The sequence below is a fragment of the Solibacillus faecavium genome, assembly GCF_014836905.1.
Classification (GTDB): Bacteria; Bacillota; Bacilli; order Bacillales_A; family Planococcaceae; genus Solibacillus; species Solibacillus faecavium.
Map to the genome: position 1 here is coordinate 1 of NZ_JACSPZ010000011.1, position 15,926 is coordinate 15,926.

At 33.7% G+C, this 15,926-nt stretch carries 20 protein-coding genes; 17 read left to right on the forward strand and 3 right to left on the reverse strand.

What is annotated here, in order from left to right:
* Together H9635_RS16885 and H9635_RS16890 are read left to right on the forward strand one after the other, a co-directional pair.
* On the forward strand, positions 1-366 hold a 366-nt coding region (locus H9635_RS16885; protein ID WP_191701480.1), incomplete at its 5' end, for an HAD family hydrolase.
* Between the two features lie 66 nt (positions 367-432).
* Positions 433-678, forward strand: coding sequence for a hypothetical protein (locus H9635_RS16890; protein WP_191701481.1), 246 nt, complete (start codon positions 433-435; stop codon positions 676-678).
* Between the two features lie 551 nt (positions 679-1,229).
* On the opposite strand, the gene H9635_RS16895 is transcribed toward H9635_RS16890, so the two are convergent.
* Complete coding sequence (locus tag H9635_RS16895; protein WP_191701482.1) at positions 1,230-1,607, reverse strand: nuclear transport factor 2 family protein; 378 nt, start codon at positions 1,605-1,607, stop codon at positions 1,230-1,232.
* Positions 1,608-1,792: 185 nt separating this feature from the next.
* Here H9635_RS16895 and H9635_RS16900 point away from each other — a divergent pair, with 185 nt between their 5' ends.
* Both H9635_RS16900 and H9635_RS16905 read left to right on the forward strand, forming a co-directional pair.
* Positions 1,793-2,422 carry a hypothetical protein gene (locus H9635_RS16900; RefSeq protein ID WP_191701483.1) on the forward strand — a complete coding sequence of 210 codons (630 nt, stop codon included), beginning with the start codon at positions 1,793-1,795 and terminating at the stop codon, positions 2,420-2,422.
* Between the two features lie 123 nt (positions 2,423-2,545).
* Positions 2,546-2,947: an MFS transporter permease gene (locus tag H9635_RS16905; protein WP_191701484.1), complete on the forward strand. Its 402-nt coding sequence runs from the start codon at positions 2,546-2,548 to the stop codon at positions 2,945-2,947.
* 100 nt (positions 2,948-3,047) lie between these two features.
* On the opposite strand, the gene H9635_RS16910 is transcribed toward H9635_RS16905, so the two are convergent.
* Positions 3,048-4,421 (reverse strand): aminotransferase-like domain-containing protein, encoded by a 1,374-nt coding sequence (locus H9635_RS16910; protein WP_191701485.1) that lies wholly within the window; start codon positions 4,419-4,421, stop codon positions 3,048-3,050.
* Positions 4,422-4,571: 150 nt separating this feature from the next.
* Between H9635_RS16910 and H9635_RS16915 the strand changes: the two genes are divergently transcribed.
* From H9635_RS16915 to H9635_RS16955, 9 genes are all read left to right on the forward strand, one after another.
* Positions 4,572-5,462: a DMT family transporter gene (locus H9635_RS16915; protein ID WP_191701486.1), complete on the forward strand. Its 891-nt coding sequence runs from the start codon at positions 4,572-4,574 to the stop codon at positions 5,460-5,462.
* Positions 5,463-5,691: 229 nt separating this feature from the next.
* Positions 5,692-6,033 (forward strand): GNAT family N-acetyltransferase, encoded by a 342-nt coding sequence (locus tag H9635_RS16920; RefSeq protein ID WP_191701487.1) that lies wholly within the window; start codon positions 5,692-5,694, stop codon positions 6,031-6,033.
* Positions 6,034-6,360: 327 nt separating this feature from the next.
* Positions 6,361-6,930, forward strand: a complete 570-nt coding sequence (gene thpR / locus H9635_RS16925; RefSeq protein ID WP_191701488.1) for an RNA 2',3'-cyclic phosphodiesterase — start codon at positions 6,361-6,363, stop codon at positions 6,928-6,930.
* A gap of 65 nt (positions 6,931-6,995) precedes the next feature.
* Positions 6,996-7,253: an alpha/beta-type small acid-soluble spore protein gene (locus tag H9635_RS16930; RefSeq protein ID WP_191701489.1), complete on the forward strand. Its 258-nt coding sequence runs from the start codon at positions 6,996-6,998 to the stop codon at positions 7,251-7,253.
* A 139-nt stretch (positions 7,254-7,392) separates the two neighbouring features.
* Positions 7,393-9,195 (forward strand): M3 family oligoendopeptidase, encoded by a 1,803-nt coding sequence (locus H9635_RS16935; protein WP_225231370.1) that lies wholly within the window; start codon positions 7,393-7,395, stop codon positions 9,193-9,195.
* A gap of 35 nt (positions 9,196-9,230) precedes the next feature.
* Positions 9,231-9,974 carry an amidohydrolase family protein gene (locus H9635_RS16940; RefSeq protein WP_191701490.1) on the forward strand — a complete coding sequence of 248 codons (744 nt, stop codon included), beginning with the start codon at positions 9,231-9,233 and terminating at the stop codon, positions 9,972-9,974.
* Between the two features lie 20 nt (positions 9,975-9,994).
* On the forward strand, positions 9,995-10,555 hold the full coding sequence (locus tag H9635_RS16945) for a DUF6434 domain-containing protein (protein ID WP_191701491.1): 561 nt from the start codon (positions 9,995-9,997) through the stop codon (positions 10,553-10,555).
* A 333-nt stretch (positions 10,556-10,888) separates the two neighbouring features.
* Positions 10,889-12,334, forward strand: coding sequence for a serine hydrolase domain-containing protein (locus tag H9635_RS16950; protein WP_191701492.1), 1,446 nt, complete (start codon positions 10,889-10,891; stop codon positions 12,332-12,334).
* Between the two features lie 121 nt (positions 12,335-12,455).
* On the forward strand, positions 12,456-13,148 hold the full coding sequence (locus H9635_RS16955; RefSeq protein WP_191701493.1) for an MraY family glycosyltransferase: 693 nt from the start codon (positions 12,456-12,458) through the stop codon (positions 13,146-13,148).
* Between the two features lie 264 nt (positions 13,149-13,412).
* Here H9635_RS16955 and H9635_RS16960 read toward each other — a convergent pair whose 3' ends face one another.
* Complete coding sequence (locus H9635_RS16960) at positions 13,413-13,838, reverse strand: hypothetical protein (protein WP_191701494.1); 426 nt, start codon at positions 13,836-13,838, stop codon at positions 13,413-13,415.
* Positions 13,839-14,019: 181 nt separating this feature from the next.
* Between H9635_RS16960 and H9635_RS16965 the strand changes: the two genes are divergently transcribed.
* The 4 genes from H9635_RS16965 to H9635_RS16980 are packed head-to-tail and all read left to right on the forward strand — an operon-like array spanning position 14,020 to position 15,909.
* Positions 14,020-14,298 (forward strand): hypothetical protein, encoded by a 279-nt coding sequence (locus tag H9635_RS16965; RefSeq protein WP_191701495.1) that lies wholly within the window; start codon positions 14,020-14,022, stop codon positions 14,296-14,298.
* Between the two features lie 40 nt (positions 14,299-14,338).
* Positions 14,339-14,695, forward strand: a complete 357-nt coding sequence (locus H9635_RS16970; protein WP_225231371.1) for a hypothetical protein — start codon at positions 14,339-14,341, stop codon at positions 14,693-14,695.
* A gap of 46 nt (positions 14,696-14,741) precedes the next feature.
* Complete coding sequence (locus H9635_RS16975; protein ID WP_191701497.1) at positions 14,742-15,305, forward strand: hypothetical protein; 564 nt, start codon at positions 14,742-14,744, stop codon at positions 15,303-15,305.
* A 10-nt stretch (positions 15,306-15,315) separates the two neighbouring features.
* On the forward strand, positions 15,316-15,909 hold the full coding sequence (locus H9635_RS16980) for a DUF2441 domain-containing protein (protein WP_191701498.1): 594 nt from the start codon (positions 15,316-15,318) through the stop codon (positions 15,907-15,909).
* Positions 15,910-15,926: the final 17 nt, after the last annotated feature.

The window sequence follows — 15,926 nt, forward strand, 5'->3', positions numbered from 1 at the left end:
GAGCCTAATTTGATAAAAGAAATGACAAAAGGCATCGAGAGACGAGCTCTCGATGCCTTTTGTCGACAACCTGAAACTAATTTAAATAGTTGTTTTGATATCATACTTATTTCGGAGGAAGTAGGTTTTAGTAAACCCGACAAACGTATATTTGAATTAGTATTAAATAAGCTTAATGTGCAACCTGAGGAAACATTATTCGTTGGAGATGACCTTACAAAGGATATTAACGGTTGTCAAAATGTAAACATAAAAGGTATATGGTTCAATCCACATATGACAAAAAATGATACAACAATTATTCCGTTTGCTGAGATTCATTCTTTTGATGGATTATTAGATTTTTTACCTAATCGGAGTAATTAGTAATACACAAAATTAGATTAAAAAAAACGCTCTACAAGGATATTTCGAAATTGAAAGGAGGATATGATGAACAAGCTAGGAGTTCTTTCTTTACTAATGGTTATTGCGAGTATTATTTCATTTTTAATTATACGAGGCCCTAACGCGAATTTGCTGATGGCTATTATCGTACTTGGGACACTTTCGCTATTCGGTATTATATTTGCAGTCCTATCAAAGAAGTGGTTGTCAGGAATATTGGGTGTTTTATTAAACGGAGGAGTCTTGATTTTTGTATATTTAATTGTGCTAGCTAGAGGAATCGCTGGTTAGATTTATCTAAAGATATATAAAATAATATGAGTGGGGGAATGAAGTGTATATTGTGCCAATGGGTTTTTTTATACTTTTTCTTATTTCAACGACCACAGGACTGCTTTTTATGTTTAAGCTAGAAAAGGAAAATAAATATAATGTTATCAGCGGAACGATTGCGTTGGGAACAGGAACCTTTTCTTTCATTGCCTGCATCTTCTTCTTATTTGAATCGTAATAAAGATATTTTCAAATAGACTTGAATATATTAAGTTAAATTAACTTTTAGGAGGAAATATTATTATAAAGTCTTTGAAATGGCAGTTTATCATATCTCTACTTGTTGCTATTGGCTTTGTTTATATAAATTTTTCTAGTATTGAGTTTATAGAAGATAAGAGGGATCCAGCCGTTCGGGTAATCTTTTTCTTAATCATGATTTTTTCGGTGTTTAATGCGGGATTATTGTCGGAAAAATACATTCAATCAAAAAAGAAATAACTTCATACCAAAAAACAGGCGCTTTCCTAGAAAAAAGGAAAGGCCTTTTCAAATTTCACCTAGTTATTTTAAGATTCTTTAATAAAACTATTTAATTGAAGTGGTGTGATTGTACCTTGGTGGAAATAAAGTTGCCATTTCCCATCAATAAATTTCCATATGGAACTACGAAGTGTATTTCTTTCCCTTGTAGTATCTACAAGAAAATATGTAGCTAAGACGACGTCGTGAGCAAGCGGATAGATTTCATAATTATGTAGCTTCATTTCTGTCAATACAACACCTGTTTCAAGACATTCTTTCTTATCATACATAAAACCAGAGCTGCCAATTTCAAAAAAATCATCAGCTAATATTTCATCGAGCCTTTCTCTACTCATCCTTACTTCCAAACCGGTATGACTTTCCTCTAATTGTTGTAAATGTTCTTTTAGATTCTCAACCATAATTATAACCACCTAACTTTATTTACTTACATCTTAACTAATTTCTATATTACTTAAATATAATCCTCTAAATCAGAGGGGAAATAATATACCACTTAGAGGAATCACTTTTATATGAACTATTATACTGTATAATAAATAAAGGGAATTTTGGTATTTAAAACCGTTGAAAGTAGGTGGACTATATGAGTAGTAAAAAGAATATGAGTAAAACCAAGATAGCTAGTCTTGTTTTTTCTTCATTAGCGCTAATTTTATTAATACTAAATTATTTTTTATTTGTTTCAAATAAGAATACAATTTCTGTCGCTGCATTAACAGATAGAGAAAATGCAATTCTGTCAAGTATTACAGATCGATCGTTTGTATACGATTTCAATACAGATAAGGAATACAAAGAAGTAACTGTATGGATAGAAAGATACGAATCAGGAAATTTAGCTGAGGATAAAATAGCTGAATTAACGACGGAGGTAGAGGGGGAGGGTTCAATTATATTCTCAACGTCCAAAACAAATTCTGGCTCAAAGCAAATGCCATTCAGTATTACAATTAGCAATAATGAAGGTGTTAGTTCAATTTATGCCTCTGATACAAACACAAAAAATTTAGATAACATGTCAAGTGTGTGGGGGAATTTCCGTGGGGATAATATATCTATAGCAGACGAAGTGGTATTAGGCAGTATTTGTTACTCAAATGATGGAAGAATGAATTCCCTTACCGCTGAATTTTATCAGGATGTTAATGGTCATATTAATGAAATAGAAAAATATGAGGTTGTTTATTTACTTAAAGCCAATTTTAATAAATGACATTTGATAATTTTATTCAAAACTCAACAATATGTTCAATTTTGTTCGTTGCTATCATTATTGATTCGACTTAAACTATAAATAGAAATCAACAATATGTTGAATTTTGAGGAGGACACAATGATGAGTAAAAAAGCAAAAGTGATGATGTCTATTGCTGCTGCAATTATTATAGCAATGATGAGTAAAGCGTTTATTTTTGATGAAGCGGTGAAAGGTTATTTAGTTATCTTCTTTTTCATTGGGGCTGGGTTAGCGGCATTACGTTTATTTATTAATGGGATGATTCGTAAAATGAAAGGAAAGCATATTGGTGTCAAAGTGGTATTCTTTGCTGCTCTTTTAAGTGTCGGTATACCATTCCAAAGCTGGTTCCGTACGGATGTCTTATTTGCGATGAGTAAAGCATTTATATTTCCGAGTATTACAGTGATGGTGGCAAGTGTGGTATTAATGACAATTGTATACGGTATCATTTATCAACGTGTGAATGTGTCATATTTACAGGAAGAACATGCAGGATAATATCTTAATCCCTGAAAATTAGTATGGATGGATACTAGTTTTCAGGTTTTTTTGATGCAACTTCGTGTTTAGAGTTTATTCCAGTAACAAAGTTGTCATCTCAATTAATAGATTTAAATGAAAGGGAACTGAATTTCCTTTTTTCATACAGCTCTTTGATCGCAGCTGTAATTTGTTGAATGCCAATATGGATTTTCTGCTCATTTACTTGTGAAATGCTTAGTCGAATTGCTTTCTGGCTGTTTTTGGTTAAGTACATTCTCGAAGCATTATCTATATAGATCTGTTTTTCATGGAGTAGGTCAATTAATTTATCGACATTCATATCGGAAGGCAAGAAGAGGGTTAAATAAAAACCACTTTTAGGCCTTGTATATTGAACATAGTCAGGTAAATTCTTTGAACAAGCTTCTAATAATATGTTCATTTTCTTTTTATACAATTTTTTTACGCTTTCTAAATGATATTGAAACATCCCATTTTTTAAATAGATTTCTAATGCACCTTGTGAAAGGGGCGATGTAATGAAATCAACGCTAAATTTTTTGTGGACAAACCCAGTAATCATCTTTTCAGGGAGAACAACTGTAGCAATTCGTAGTCCAGGTAAAAATACTTTCGAAAAGCTTTTTACATAAATGACTCTCCCGTTTGGTTCATATGCAAACAACGGATCAGCTTTTGAATCTGTATCTAATTCAGCTAAGTAATCATCCTCTACTATGTACACATCGTATTTTTCTGCGAGAGCTACAATTTTTTTCTTTTCCTCATTGGAATAGTGATGTCCTAATGGGTTGTGACATCTTGGAATGATGTAAAAGAATTTAATATCATTCGATTGAAACAAATTCTCAAGTTTTTGAAAATCAATCCCTTTCATTGTTAATTCAATACCCAACGTTGGAATCTGATTTAACTGTAACGCATCGATCATACCAAAGTAGGTAGGCTGCTCAATTAATATATTCTTTTTTCCGTTTGGAAACGGCAAGGTGGAAAGTATATGAAGTGCTTGTTGAGAACCGGAAGTAACGACAAGGCGTTCGGGTATTGTGAATACTTGTAGCTGCTGTAAATATTTCGTGAGCTCTTTTCGTAAAGATAAAAGGCCCTGTTGGTCGCTATAGGTAAATAATTGTTCCTTATAATGATCAATTGCCTGGTTGATGCAATGCTGAAAATCTTCATACGGCATGATTCTTTTATCTGGACCAGCGGATAAAAAATCAATAGCAATGGCATCGAGATTAGATGTTTGATAATCATCCACAACGTAATAGCCGCTTTTCGGTTTCGCATAGACAATATGCTGTTTTTCTAATTCAAGTAAAGCTTTAACCACGGTATTTTTACTGCAATGAAATAGTTCAGCGAGCAGCCGAATCGAAGGTAATTTATCGCCTGTTTTCAATTTCCCTTCTTCAATTTGCAGTTTCACCCATTCTAAAATGCCCATATACTTAGTCTTCACTCAATCCTCTCCTTCGCTATCTGTCCCATGACAGATGGGGATTTCTCTTGTTTTATAAAGAGCAGAATTTCATTACAATCTTTTTAATTAGCTTAGTTCTTTTAATTATGATTATGGGGGATTTCTTTATGACTGAGAAGGGGGATTTACATGACGAATAGTATAAAAAGAGGAATGATATTAGGTTTTATCGGAATCGTATGTTTCAGTCTTACATTACCTGCAACAAGTATTGCCGTACCTTATTTTGGTGAAGTGATTGTTGGATTGGGGAGAACGGTTATTGCAGCTATTATCGTAGGGGCTATATTTATGATGAAAAAGCAAGCATTACCAAACAAAGGACAATTTAAAAGTTTGTTGATAGTCACGATAGGAGCAGTACTTGCCTTCCCATTATTAACGACATTTGCTATGAAATCATTGCCGGTATCACACGGAGCAATTGAATTAGCTTTATTGCCGCTTGCGACAGCGGGTTTTGCTATGTGGCGTGGTGGTGAGCAACCTTCGAAACGATATTGGATTGCAAGCATTATTGGTGCAATAACTGTTATTATATATGCCATCTATGTAGGATTTGGGCAATTGCAAAAAGGAGATCTAGCATTAATTGCAGCTGTTATTGTACTTGGATTAAGTTATGCAGAGGGTGGGAAATTATCAAAAGAGCTTGGTAGTTGGCAAGTAATTGCTTGGGCAATATTAATAGGCGCTCCATTTTTTATTATTCCTGTGGGACTAAGCATATCGGGCAGTATGCTACAGGCACCTGTAGAAGCTTGGATAAGTCTCTTATATTTAGGGATTGTCAGTCAGTTTTTAGCTTATGTAGCCTGGTACGGCGGAATGGCTGTTGGAGGTATTGCGAGAGTAGGGCAAATCCAATATTTACAGCCTTTTTTAATGATTGGATTTTCTGTATTATTTTTAGGAGAATCGATTAGTTGGTTAACAATTAGTTTAGCAATAATCGTTGTGGGCAGTGTAATAGTAGGGAAAAATGCACCCGTGATGAAGAAGGAAGTTCATTTAGAATAGACATTCACTCAATCTTAAGTTATAAAATGCCTCGATATTGAATTATCGAGGCATTATTTATTTTGAATATAATTACGGGCTAAATATCTAAAAAAGTGGAGATGGTTTTGTACTACATATCAATTGGTTTTGTATGGAATAAACGAACTCCAAATAAAGGGCAGCTTGAAACAATAGTGCCAATACAGCAATGAATGGATGACTAGTTCAAATAACAAAGTTTCGTCGAATGGAGGTTCATACAGTGAATGTTAAAATAAGAGCTCTTGTAGAACGCGATATACCCTTCTTATGGGATATGTTGTATGAATCTGTGTTTGTACCAGAAGGAGAGAAGCCTTTTCCTCGAACAATACTAAACGAACCGTCTTTATCTAAATATGTAGAAGATTGGGGGAAACAGGGCGGTGATATTGGCTTGATTGCGGAAAATGAACAACAGGCGATTGGGGCCATTTGGTTGCGACTGTTTGATGAAACACAAAAAGGCTGTGGTGATACTGAAACACCCGAAATTGGAATTGCCATCCTGAAAGAATTTCGTAGTAAAGGAATTGGACACAGGCATTAATGCGTGCGCTTGAAGCGAAAGCAATAAATTTTGGGTATCATATGCAGATGGGAAGCCTCCAAAATAAAGGAACAAAATCCGCTTATTATAAAAATTAAGTGAAATATAATCAAAATAAAAGGAGAAATTACCCTTATTGATAAATAAAACGTAAAATTTTATGATTTTCTCGTAAATAAGCGGAAATACTACCCTTATATTCACTGAAATGAGCACAATTTTAAAAATAAGCGGAAATCCTCCGCTTATTTTTCTTTATCCATTAAAATACATTAATTCCTTTATGAATGTCAATTCTAAATCAACAAAATAAAAGAGGTGAAAGCAATGGAAAGAGAGGCTCATTATTTTTGGGCAGTGCGTATTCCAGACGATGTGAAACAAATTATTCACGATGAACTGATACGAATTAAACCAATCTTCCAATTTAAACGTTGGGTGAATTTTCATGATTATCATATAACCCTGGCTTTTCTTGGTTCCGTAAATCCGCAGCAACTTCAATCCGTTATTCATTCAGTTGGGGAAGCTATTAAAAATCAAAGAGCGTTCATGTTAGAAATTGAAGGACTGAATGTGTTTGGTCCTCAAAATGCTCCTCGAATATTTTGGGGAGCGGTGAACGAAGTGGAACGGTTATTTCAAATTCAGGCAATTGTTTATAAAACTTGTGTTGCTGAGGGCTTTACTCTTGAAACACGTCCTTATCATCCCCACATTACTTTGGCGCGGAAGTGGGGAAAAAATGAAGATTTTAAAATGGAGGATTTAGTCACGCATAATCCTTTTAAAGAAAAAGCATTATCTTTTCAGGTAAATGAAATTGTATTATATAAATCCAATTTAGAAAATACACCTAAATATGAAGCAATCGCGTCGTTTACATTGATGAAATGATTAACATAATCTGCATCGTATACTTTACTTTTATGTGCTTAAGCTAGTAAAAAAGGAGTGATTCGATGGCAAAGAGAAATAGAAATAAATTACTTGTACCCGAATCTAGACAACAGCTTGATCAATTAAAAGCGAAAGTATCCGGGACTAGCAAACCAGAAGATGCAGCATTAGAGGTAGCTAAAGAATTAGGTATTCCCCTTAAGGAAGGATACAACGGGAAACTTACTTCTGAAGAAGCCGGTAAAGTAGGCGGGAGAATTGGCGGAAGTATGGTCAAAGAGCTCGTGAAAATGGCACAAGAAAGTATGAAGGAAAAATAAGCATTTGTAAATAATCAAATTCTCCATAAACAATAATTTAACTATAGTCACTTCATTTTATGAAGTGGCTTTTGTTTTTTTTATTAGTTAAAAATATTCCAAAATATGCTAAAATAAAACAAATGTTCGTAGCAGGAGGATGATGAAAATAGTAAATCAAATAAATTGGGACTTGGATAGGATTTTTCATGGTGGCAGCAAATCACATCAATTTTTAAAACACCTGACAGAATTAGATGTTCTCATACAAAATTTAGAGAAATCTGTTGCATCCTTTAGAGCGACAATCACTACAGATGAATTGGCAAGCTTGAATCAATTAGTCGAAAATATTGAGGAGATTCGCGTTAACTTGACCGAGGCTAATTCTTTTATTACTTGTCTAATTTCACAAAACACTAATGATCAGGATGCCGTAGTTTTACGTGGAAAGGTAGCTCAATTAGAGTCTCATTTTGAAAAGGAATTATCCAAGGTGAAATTAATGTTAGCAAACACAAATCAGGAGGTTTGGGACCAATTAATTGAAACTAAAGAAATAGAGGCTTTCAGATTTGTTCTAAACGAATGGCGTAATCATACAAATAAGCATGTTTCTGAAGAAGAGCGGAATTTAATTACTGAACTAACCGCTGATGGCTATCATGCATGGGGGCATTTTTATAGGGCGCTAGTAGGTAGTATTAAATTGAATGTTCAAGTTGACGGAGAAGTTAAAAGTTTATCAGTAGGACAAGCGATAAATTTACGGTCCCATCCTAAGGAGGACGTGCGAAAGGAAGCTCATTATTCTTTGGAATCTATATGGGAAGAAAAAGAGGAGCTATTTGCCAAAATATTAAACCATATTGCTGGTTTTCGTATACAGGTATATAAAAAATCTGGAGTGAAAAGTGTATTAGAAGCCCCTTTAAAAGAGAACCGAATGAAGGAAGACACATTGAATACAATGTGGAAAGTAATCTGTAAACATAAAAAACCCTTTTCTAATTATTTGGATCGAAAAGCTGAACTGATGGGTGATAAAGGGATGAAAGCATATAACTTTTGGGCGCCCGTAAATACTAGTAATCAAAAGATACAATACGACGAAGCGGCTTTACTGATTACGGAACATTTTAGTGAGTTTGGCACAGAATTAGAAGGTTTTGTTAAGGAAGCTTTTCAGGATGGCTGGGTAGAAGCCGAAGACCGTGCGAATAAATCGGCTGTTCCATTTTGTGCTGCATTCCCGCTCACTGGTGAATCAAGAGTTTTTATGACTTTCGGGGGGACATTTTTAAATGTTTTAACGCTTGTTCATGAACTGGGCCATGCTTTTCATAATTATGCTATGAAGTCAGTAAATGGGGTGAACAAACGTTATCCTATGAGCGTTGCAGAAACGGCTTCAACCTTTGCGGAAATGATTATTTTTGATGCAGCAATGAAAAAAGCAAGCTCTAAAGAAGAAAAATTGATGATCTTAGACCAAAAGTTAAAACGTAGTGTAATGAACTTTATGAATATCCATTCTAGATTTTTGTTTGAGCAGAGATTTTATGAAGAGCGTAAAAAGGGGATAGTTTCCTCAAAGCGTATAAATCAGTTAATGGAAGATGCCATACATGAAGCATATGAGGGATCCCTCGAACAGCCTTCCACTTATTCGTGGGTATGGACTCCACATTATTACATTACGCAATCGCCTTTTTATAATTTCCCTTATACATTTGGGTATTTATTTGCTTTAGGAATTTTTGCAAAGGCAAAGGAGAAAGGGAAAGAGTTTGAAAAGGATTACTTGAACTTACTTCGTGATTCAGGATGTATGACTGTCGAAGATTTAGTTGCGAAACATTTAGGGGCAGATATTACTTCAGAGGAATTCTGGGAAAAAGGAATGGAATTATGTGTGAAAGATGCGGAAGAGTTTTTGGAATTAACTTCTATGGATGAATAGCTCGCACAAATGTATACATAAAAGGGGAAGATGAAATGAGAATTTTTGATGCACATTTTCATATAATTGATTACGATTTTCCAATTACCGAAAACCAAGGATATTTGCCACCAAGTTATGTGGTGAAAAATTATCAAGATGAAACTTGTGATTTAAATGTTATAGGAGGAGCAATTGTATCCGGATCATTCCAAGGGTTTGACCAAGCCTATTTATTAAAAGCACTTACACAAATGGGACCAACATTTTGCGGGGTAACACAATTACCTTTTACAGTAACAGATGAAGAAATCATACAGTTAAACAAAAACGGGGTAAAGGCATTACGATTTAATATTAAAAGAGGCGGTTCAGAAGATTTATCAAAGCTGGATTACTTTGCAAGAAGAATTCATGACTTAGTAGGGTGGCATAGCGAGCTTTATATTGATGCAAAACAGTTACCGGGAATTGCGCCAACGATTGAAAAATTACCAGCAATATCAATTGATCATCTCGGGCTATCTGAAGAAGGACTACCTCATTTATTAAAGTTAGTGGATAAAGGCGTACACGTAAAAGCGACAGGATTTGGCCGTGTAGAGCTGAATATTGAGCATGCATTAAAGTCGATATACGATGTTAATCCAGATGCGCTTATGTTTGGGACAGATTTACCCTCTACAAGAGCTAAACGGCATTTTGAGTATGGAGATATTGAATTGATTCAACAGTTATTTGATGAAAAAGCTACCGATAAAATTTTGTACGAAAATGCTTTTAAATGGTATTACAAATAAAAAAATAAAGGGGGGAATGCATGAGACCTGTGCTAAAAGAAAATTTGAATGTACAAGATTTTCTAGATTTTTATTGGTTAAAAGAGGAGTTGCAATCTTTTTGTAGAGAGAATGGCATGAGTACAACCGGTTCTAAAATGGAAATTACAGATAGGATTGCAACGTTTCTTCAAACAGGAAAAATTCAAAAACCATTGAAGAAAACAAAGGCGCCTTTAAAAGAAACAATGCCAACAGATTTAAGTTTAGATACGGTTATAATAGAAAATCACCGTTGTAGCCAGACTGTGAGAGCCTTCTTCAAATTAGAAATCCCTAAATTTCATTTCTCTACTTTTATTCAAAATTATTTTAGGGAAAACGCAGGAAAAACATATCGTGATGTTGTAAATGCATGGTATGAAGAAGAGGAACGAAAAAAAGACCCATCATATAAGAAACAAATAGGACAACAATTTGAATATAATCAATTTATTAGAGATTTTTTCGCAAACCCAATAAACAAAGGGAAAAGTCGAGAAGATGCCATTATAGCTTGGAATGAAATAAAAAAATTACCGGGGAGCAATAAATATAAATGAGTTGGTCTTCGAGGTTGGATATACCGTATTATAAACTGGAATTAGGAAATTTAATCCAATCAAAACAGGTCAATACAGAGCTTTTTACAGCGCATGCTTGTCTAAAATATACCTTTTGGAAAACAGTTGAATATTTAACGATGTGGCACAATTCTGTAATAGGAATTGTGTTTTTTCATGCAAAAGCTAGAGTCTCCTCCGCCTCTAGACCTATACAAAATCAAGCTAAGGTACCTACCCTAAATTTACCAATAAATGTATTGTGAAAATATACATGTTAGCTAGATCGTTAAGTTATCCGGAAAACTTAAACTTTTATGGGGGTTAATTCTTATGAAACAACTTGATGTTATATTCAAATTTAGTTTAATCCTTTTATGTTGTACGCTTTTTATCCCTACCAAGCAAGTCTTAGCAAACCAAGGGATTGATAAAGACATGGAAAAGCAGCTAGATTCTTATATTGAATCGTATTTAGAGGATTATCAAGTTCCCGGGGCATCAATGGCGATTATTCAAAACAATGAAGTTGTTTATAAGAAATCATGGGGGATATCAGGTGAATCAGAAGAAAAAATTACTGCAAAATCTCCTTTTACAATAGGTTCAATCAGCAAATCATTAACAGGTTTAGCTATTATGAAGCTAGTTGATGAGAAAATTGTTAATCTAAATGACCCAGTTCAAAAGTACATACCTTGGTTTACATTAGCCGATGAGCAAGCAGCAGCTCAAATCACGATCAAACATTTACTTACTCAAACAAGTGGATTTAGTATGTATAATGGGTTATTAATTTCAGACAAAGAGTCTTTAGGTAATGATTCAATAAAGAACAATGTGAAGAGTTTATCAGACGTTAATCTTACTTCTTTACCTGGAGAAAGACATCAGTATAGTAATGCCAATTTTATAATTTTGGGAGCACTTATTGAAGAGGTGACACATCAAACTTACGCAGAGTACATGGAACAAAATGTGTTTAACCCGTTAGGCATGAAGAACGCGGCGGCAGACTATAAGACAGCGTATGAAAAGGGATATTTAAGTGGGTATCAGTCCTGGTTCGGATTTCCTTGGAAAACTTCTGTAACATATGATAATGGAGGGGCACCTTACGGATATATAGCGGCAAGTGTAGAGGATCTAGTCCAATTTATCAAATTTCTAAGTGGGAAAAGTTTCGATGATTTTTTAAGTAATTATTCCATGAATCACTATTTAACGCCACATATACAAACAGGAGAAAATCGTTATTATGGATTAGGAATAAGAATAGCCAATCCAGAATCTAATGACAAAATGATATGGCATTCCGGATCAACGCCTGATTCTCATTCAGAAATGTTTTATATTCCGAAAACAGACTGGGGTGGGGTAATTCTCACAAATAAAAATAATCAGTTAGAAGAGGAAGGGTTATACTACCTAAAATTGGGCATTATTAATATCTTAAATGGTGATCTACCAGTTGACGTTCCTAACAATACGCCAATCATTCAATTTATTATTCTTGGATTGATTTGTATATTGTTTGTGATATGTATTTATTTACTGGTAAACATACGTAAATTAAGGAAAAAGGGTTTGTGGGCAATCCTTGGGTTTGTATGTTTACTATTATTAATAATTATTGTGCCATTACTTTTAAATTTTGTGCAGTCACCATGGCGCTCAATTTGGATGTTTGCGCCTGATGTAGCATTACTGACAGTCTTAACAGTTATATTATTAGCATTTAACGGATTGCTGGCGTTAAGAATATCATTCAAGAAATAAAAGGACAGCTAAGCTGGAATCTGTATGTTTTATAAGGATTGATTTAACTGATTGGATATTTATGTTAAAGTTGGATTATAAATATTTTATTTGCGAAGTGGCACATATCAGGAGGGTTAACTTGTTATATATAACATTATTTATAAGTTTGATTTTAATTGTAATCACAACTCAGCTTGTAGAAAAGCTTAAATTATCTAGCGTTTGGTCATTAGTTGGTCAAATTACTGCATCATTAGTCATTATATTGGTTGGCAGTCTTGAGGTTAGTTATATTACTCAAATTGAATTAGGATATTTATCGATCCCATTTTCTTTATTATTTCTTGTAAGTTTTACAAATGTGATGAATACAGAAAAAGAGCAAAAACCTTACATTTTGCTATTACCTTGTATTTCTTTAGTTTGTTTGTCTATATCGGCTTTAATAATGGGATATTCATTTGTTTCAATTGTAGGATTATGTGCGGCTTTAACCATTTTGTTGGTGCTACTTTCAACTAAAGGAAATATAGGAAGAACATTTAGTACTTCCATCGGTTTTGTTATAGCTGTACTATCACTATCCATGCTTAACCACACTTTTGTCATGATTTATATTCCGATTTTTACTTTAACATTACCATTAGCATTGTATCTTTTATTACAAAATAAAATAACGAGTGGACAATCCATTATCATTAGCTCTTTAGTAGCTCTTTTCTTTAGCTTAATCATGTTTATAATGCCTTTTAATACATTATGGTATTTAGTTGTTGGAGGAACGGTTATTTTAGCTCTCTCACAATTTTTCAATAAATATCGGTTTATTTAATAACATTTGGATAGGGAGTTTTTTTCGAATAAAATAGAGGGAAAAATTCCGCTTATCGACCAAAAAAAACTGAAATTTAAGGTTTTTAATGTATATAACGGAAAATTCTCCCCTTATTTTGCCGGAAATACGCAAAAATCTGCAAATAAAAGGAAATCCTCCGCTTATTTTACTCTTAGTAAGTTACATTAAAGAAAAAGGGCTCGATTCCATTAATTTGGAATCGGGCCTATATCAATTCTATAGCTGTTGCTTGGGTTGGTGTTAGTTTGATTTGTTTAATTCTTTATAAATAACATATTTTAATGCAGAAATTTCATCTTCAGACAGGATACTTTCAATTTCGGATAATATTTCATCCTTATTGATTGCACCATTTTGCGCTTGTGCCTGAATATCTAGTAAACGATTAACGCCCACTTTTTTAATTAACACACGTGTTGCTTCTTCCTTCGTTTGGAAGGGAAGAGTATCGGGATTTGTAGTTGCTGCCTCGCTAACCATTTCCTGAAGCTTCGGATCGTTTTCGATATAGGTATTTACTTCTTTAAGACTTTCATCATCTAAATTAGTTTCCACTTTTTCGATAATTTTCTCGGATGCGATATTTGTTCCAAAATGCCACACAGCATAACCAGCTGCTCCAAGTAAAACAAGAATTATTGCTGTAAATGTTAAAAACTTTTTCATCAACTCACTCCTGACATAATGAATATAGCACAACTTTTCATAAACCACGAAGGAAAGTTATTTACTCGAATGGATGTAATTACAAATATTTGTGAATGTAGGGGAGTAAATGGATATTTATCCCATATGTTGATACAATATTCTTACAATTAGATATTTAAAAACTTAAGGGGTGGGTTAATTGAAAAGAATGTTATTTATAGTGGTTTTACTGGGGATTACCATTTTAGCAGGATGTGTTTCAAATGAAGAAACCATGGAAGGTTTGACTGAAGAACAAAAAGAAGAATATTACAATCAATACGTAAAGATTTTAGCGGACCTTAAGCTTAAGTATCCATCGGTGGAAATGGAACTCACACCTTTAGATGAATTTCTTGATGAAAATTGGATAGAACCAGAGGGACTTAAAGAAAAATTAGTTGATTTTTTGAAGAATGGTGAAGTTGTATATAAGTAGGGAGGGTAAAAGAATCGATATTAAAACGGAGGGGATGTTTTTGAGATTAAAATACAACTTTATCTGTATAGTCACTGCAATTGTTTTTATATCAGGTTGCTCCAATTCCAATCCACTTGACAATTCATCAGCAGATTGGGCTTATAACTTTGTTGTTTGGGATGGGTATATTTATCAATTAACCGACGAATATGTAGAAAGTGTAGATGAAGAAATCGGCGAAGTGACAAAGTACTCCGACATGGAAGGGACTTATTCTGGAAACTTCTCGAATAAGTATGAAAAAGGAACAAAGTATTACGCTATACAAGGGATCAACACGGATGAAGCAATTGCCATAGAAGATGAAGGTAAATATAAAAAAGCAATTCGGGATGGTAAGTACGGGGAGAAGTAATGATAGTATCGACCTGTACTATTAAATAATTTTGGGAGTGATGGAGATGATTTTTTTTAGGAAAGCAATGATACTTCTTACTTTCATTTTTATTATAGGTTCATTTCCCTCAATAACAAGTGCCTGTTCCTGTGCTGAATTATCAAGCGTTGAAGAAGAATTTGAACGTTCAACAGCAGTATTTAGCGGAAAAGTGATAGATATAAAAAAGAAAAAGAGTCTAAAAGGATATTCATATAAATCAGTTCTTTTTGAGGTGACGAATACTTGGAAGGGTGTTGAACAAACACAAATTTTTATTACCACTGGTGAAGGTGATGGAGATTGTGGCTTTAATTTTATTGAGGGAAATGAATATTTGGTTTATGCCAACGAATCAACGATGTATGGGGCAAAATCGCTTGTATCAATCTTGTGTAGTCGTACGAATGTGTTAAGTTCTTCTCAAAACGATTTGGAAGTACTGGGAGAAGGTGAGATCCCGATTGAAGAAGTTAATTTAAGTGGGAAACAAACTAGAAATCAAATTTTTATTTGGATATCACTGGGATTAGCCGGTTTTATTGTCATATTAACCATTATAAATAGAAGGAAACGACGTAAAAACTAGGAGATTAACTATGGGAGAAAATCAATTCTTTGTTTATCATATTGTTACGAGGAATAAAATGAGTCTTGGACAGATCATTTATTTTGATGAAAATGAATATAACACCTTATATCGTTTCTTCTTTGAAGCGGAACAATTAAATGCTAAAGGCGAAGATTTTATTCAAATTATGCAGAGTCATTATACAAAGGAAGGTTTGAATTTAGATAAGGATAATGCCGATGTAGCAATGAAATATATAGGGCAAACAACTAGAGCTGTCAGAGAAGTGATAGTAGAAATGGTTCGCTTAAAAGAATATCCACAATATCCTTCAAGATTATCCTGCTTATATGCTGCCAAAACATATGAAGATGCACTGAAGTGGAAGCAATTATTTGATTCTTTCAATCGTAATGTATTGCAGATTGTTAAATTAAAGGTTAATGGCAACTATTTTGAAGGGGATGGCGACCTTTTACCAAAAGAAGACGGAATTTCTTTTTATAAAAAAATTGAACAAGCAAGAAAATATTGGAACGGTAATATAAATAACGAACTTCCCGAACTTTTAATTAATGGGAAGATAGAAGTCATAGAAATTATTGAAGATTTCACTGAGTAAATAATTCAGAGCTTTTA

Coding starts and splice junctions, on each gene's coding strand:
- H9635_RS16890 (WP_191701481.1), top strand. CDS start 433: ATGAACAAGCTAGGAGTTCTTTCTTTACTAATGGTTATTGCGAGTATT.
- H9635_RS16895 (WP_191701482.1), bottom strand. CDS start 1,607: ATGGTTGAGAATCTAAAAGAACATTTACAACAATTAGAGGAAAGTCAT.
- H9635_RS16900 (WP_191701483.1), top strand. CDS start 1,793: ATGAGTAGTAAAAAGAATATGAGTAAAACCAAGATAGCTAGTCTTGTT.
- H9635_RS16905 (WP_191701484.1), top strand. CDS start 2,546: ATGAGTAAAAAAGCAAAAGTGATGATGTCTATTGCTGCTGCAATTATT.
- H9635_RS16915 (WP_191701486.1), top strand. CDS start 4,572: ATGACGAATAGTATAAAAAGAGGAATGATATTAGGTTTTATCGGAATC.
- H9635_RS16920 (WP_191701487.1), top strand. CDS start 5,692: ATGGAGGTTCATACAGTGAATGTTAAAATAAGAGCTCTTGTAGAACGC.
- thpR (WP_191701488.1), top strand. CDS start 6,361: ATGGAAAGAGAGGCTCATTATTTTTGGGCAGTGCGTATTCCAGACGAT.
- H9635_RS16930 (WP_191701489.1), top strand. CDS start 6,996: ATGGCAAAGAGAAATAGAAATAAATTACTTGTACCCGAATCTAGACAA.
- H9635_RS16935 (WP_225231370.1), top strand. CDS start 7,393: ATGATGAAAATAGTAAATCAAATAAATTGGGACTTGGATAGGATTTTT.
- H9635_RS16940 (WP_191701490.1), top strand. CDS start 9,231: ATGAGAATTTTTGATGCACATTTTCATATAATTGATTACGATTTTCCA.
- H9635_RS16945 (WP_191701491.1), top strand. CDS start 9,995: ATGAGACCTGTGCTAAAAGAAAATTTGAATGTACAAGATTTTCTAGAT.
- H9635_RS16950 (WP_191701492.1), top strand. CDS start 10,889: ATGAAACAACTTGATGTTATATTCAAATTTAGTTTAATCCTTTTATGT.
- H9635_RS16960 (WP_191701494.1), bottom strand. CDS start 13,838: ATGAAAAAGTTTTTAACATTTACAGCAATAATTCTTGTTTTACTTGGA.
- H9635_RS16975 (WP_191701497.1), top strand. CDS start 14,742: ATGATTTTTTTTAGGAAAGCAATGATACTTCTTACTTTCATTTTTATT.
- H9635_RS16980 (WP_191701498.1), top strand. CDS start 15,316: ATGGGAGAAAATCAATTCTTTGTTTATCATATTGTTACGAGGAATAAA.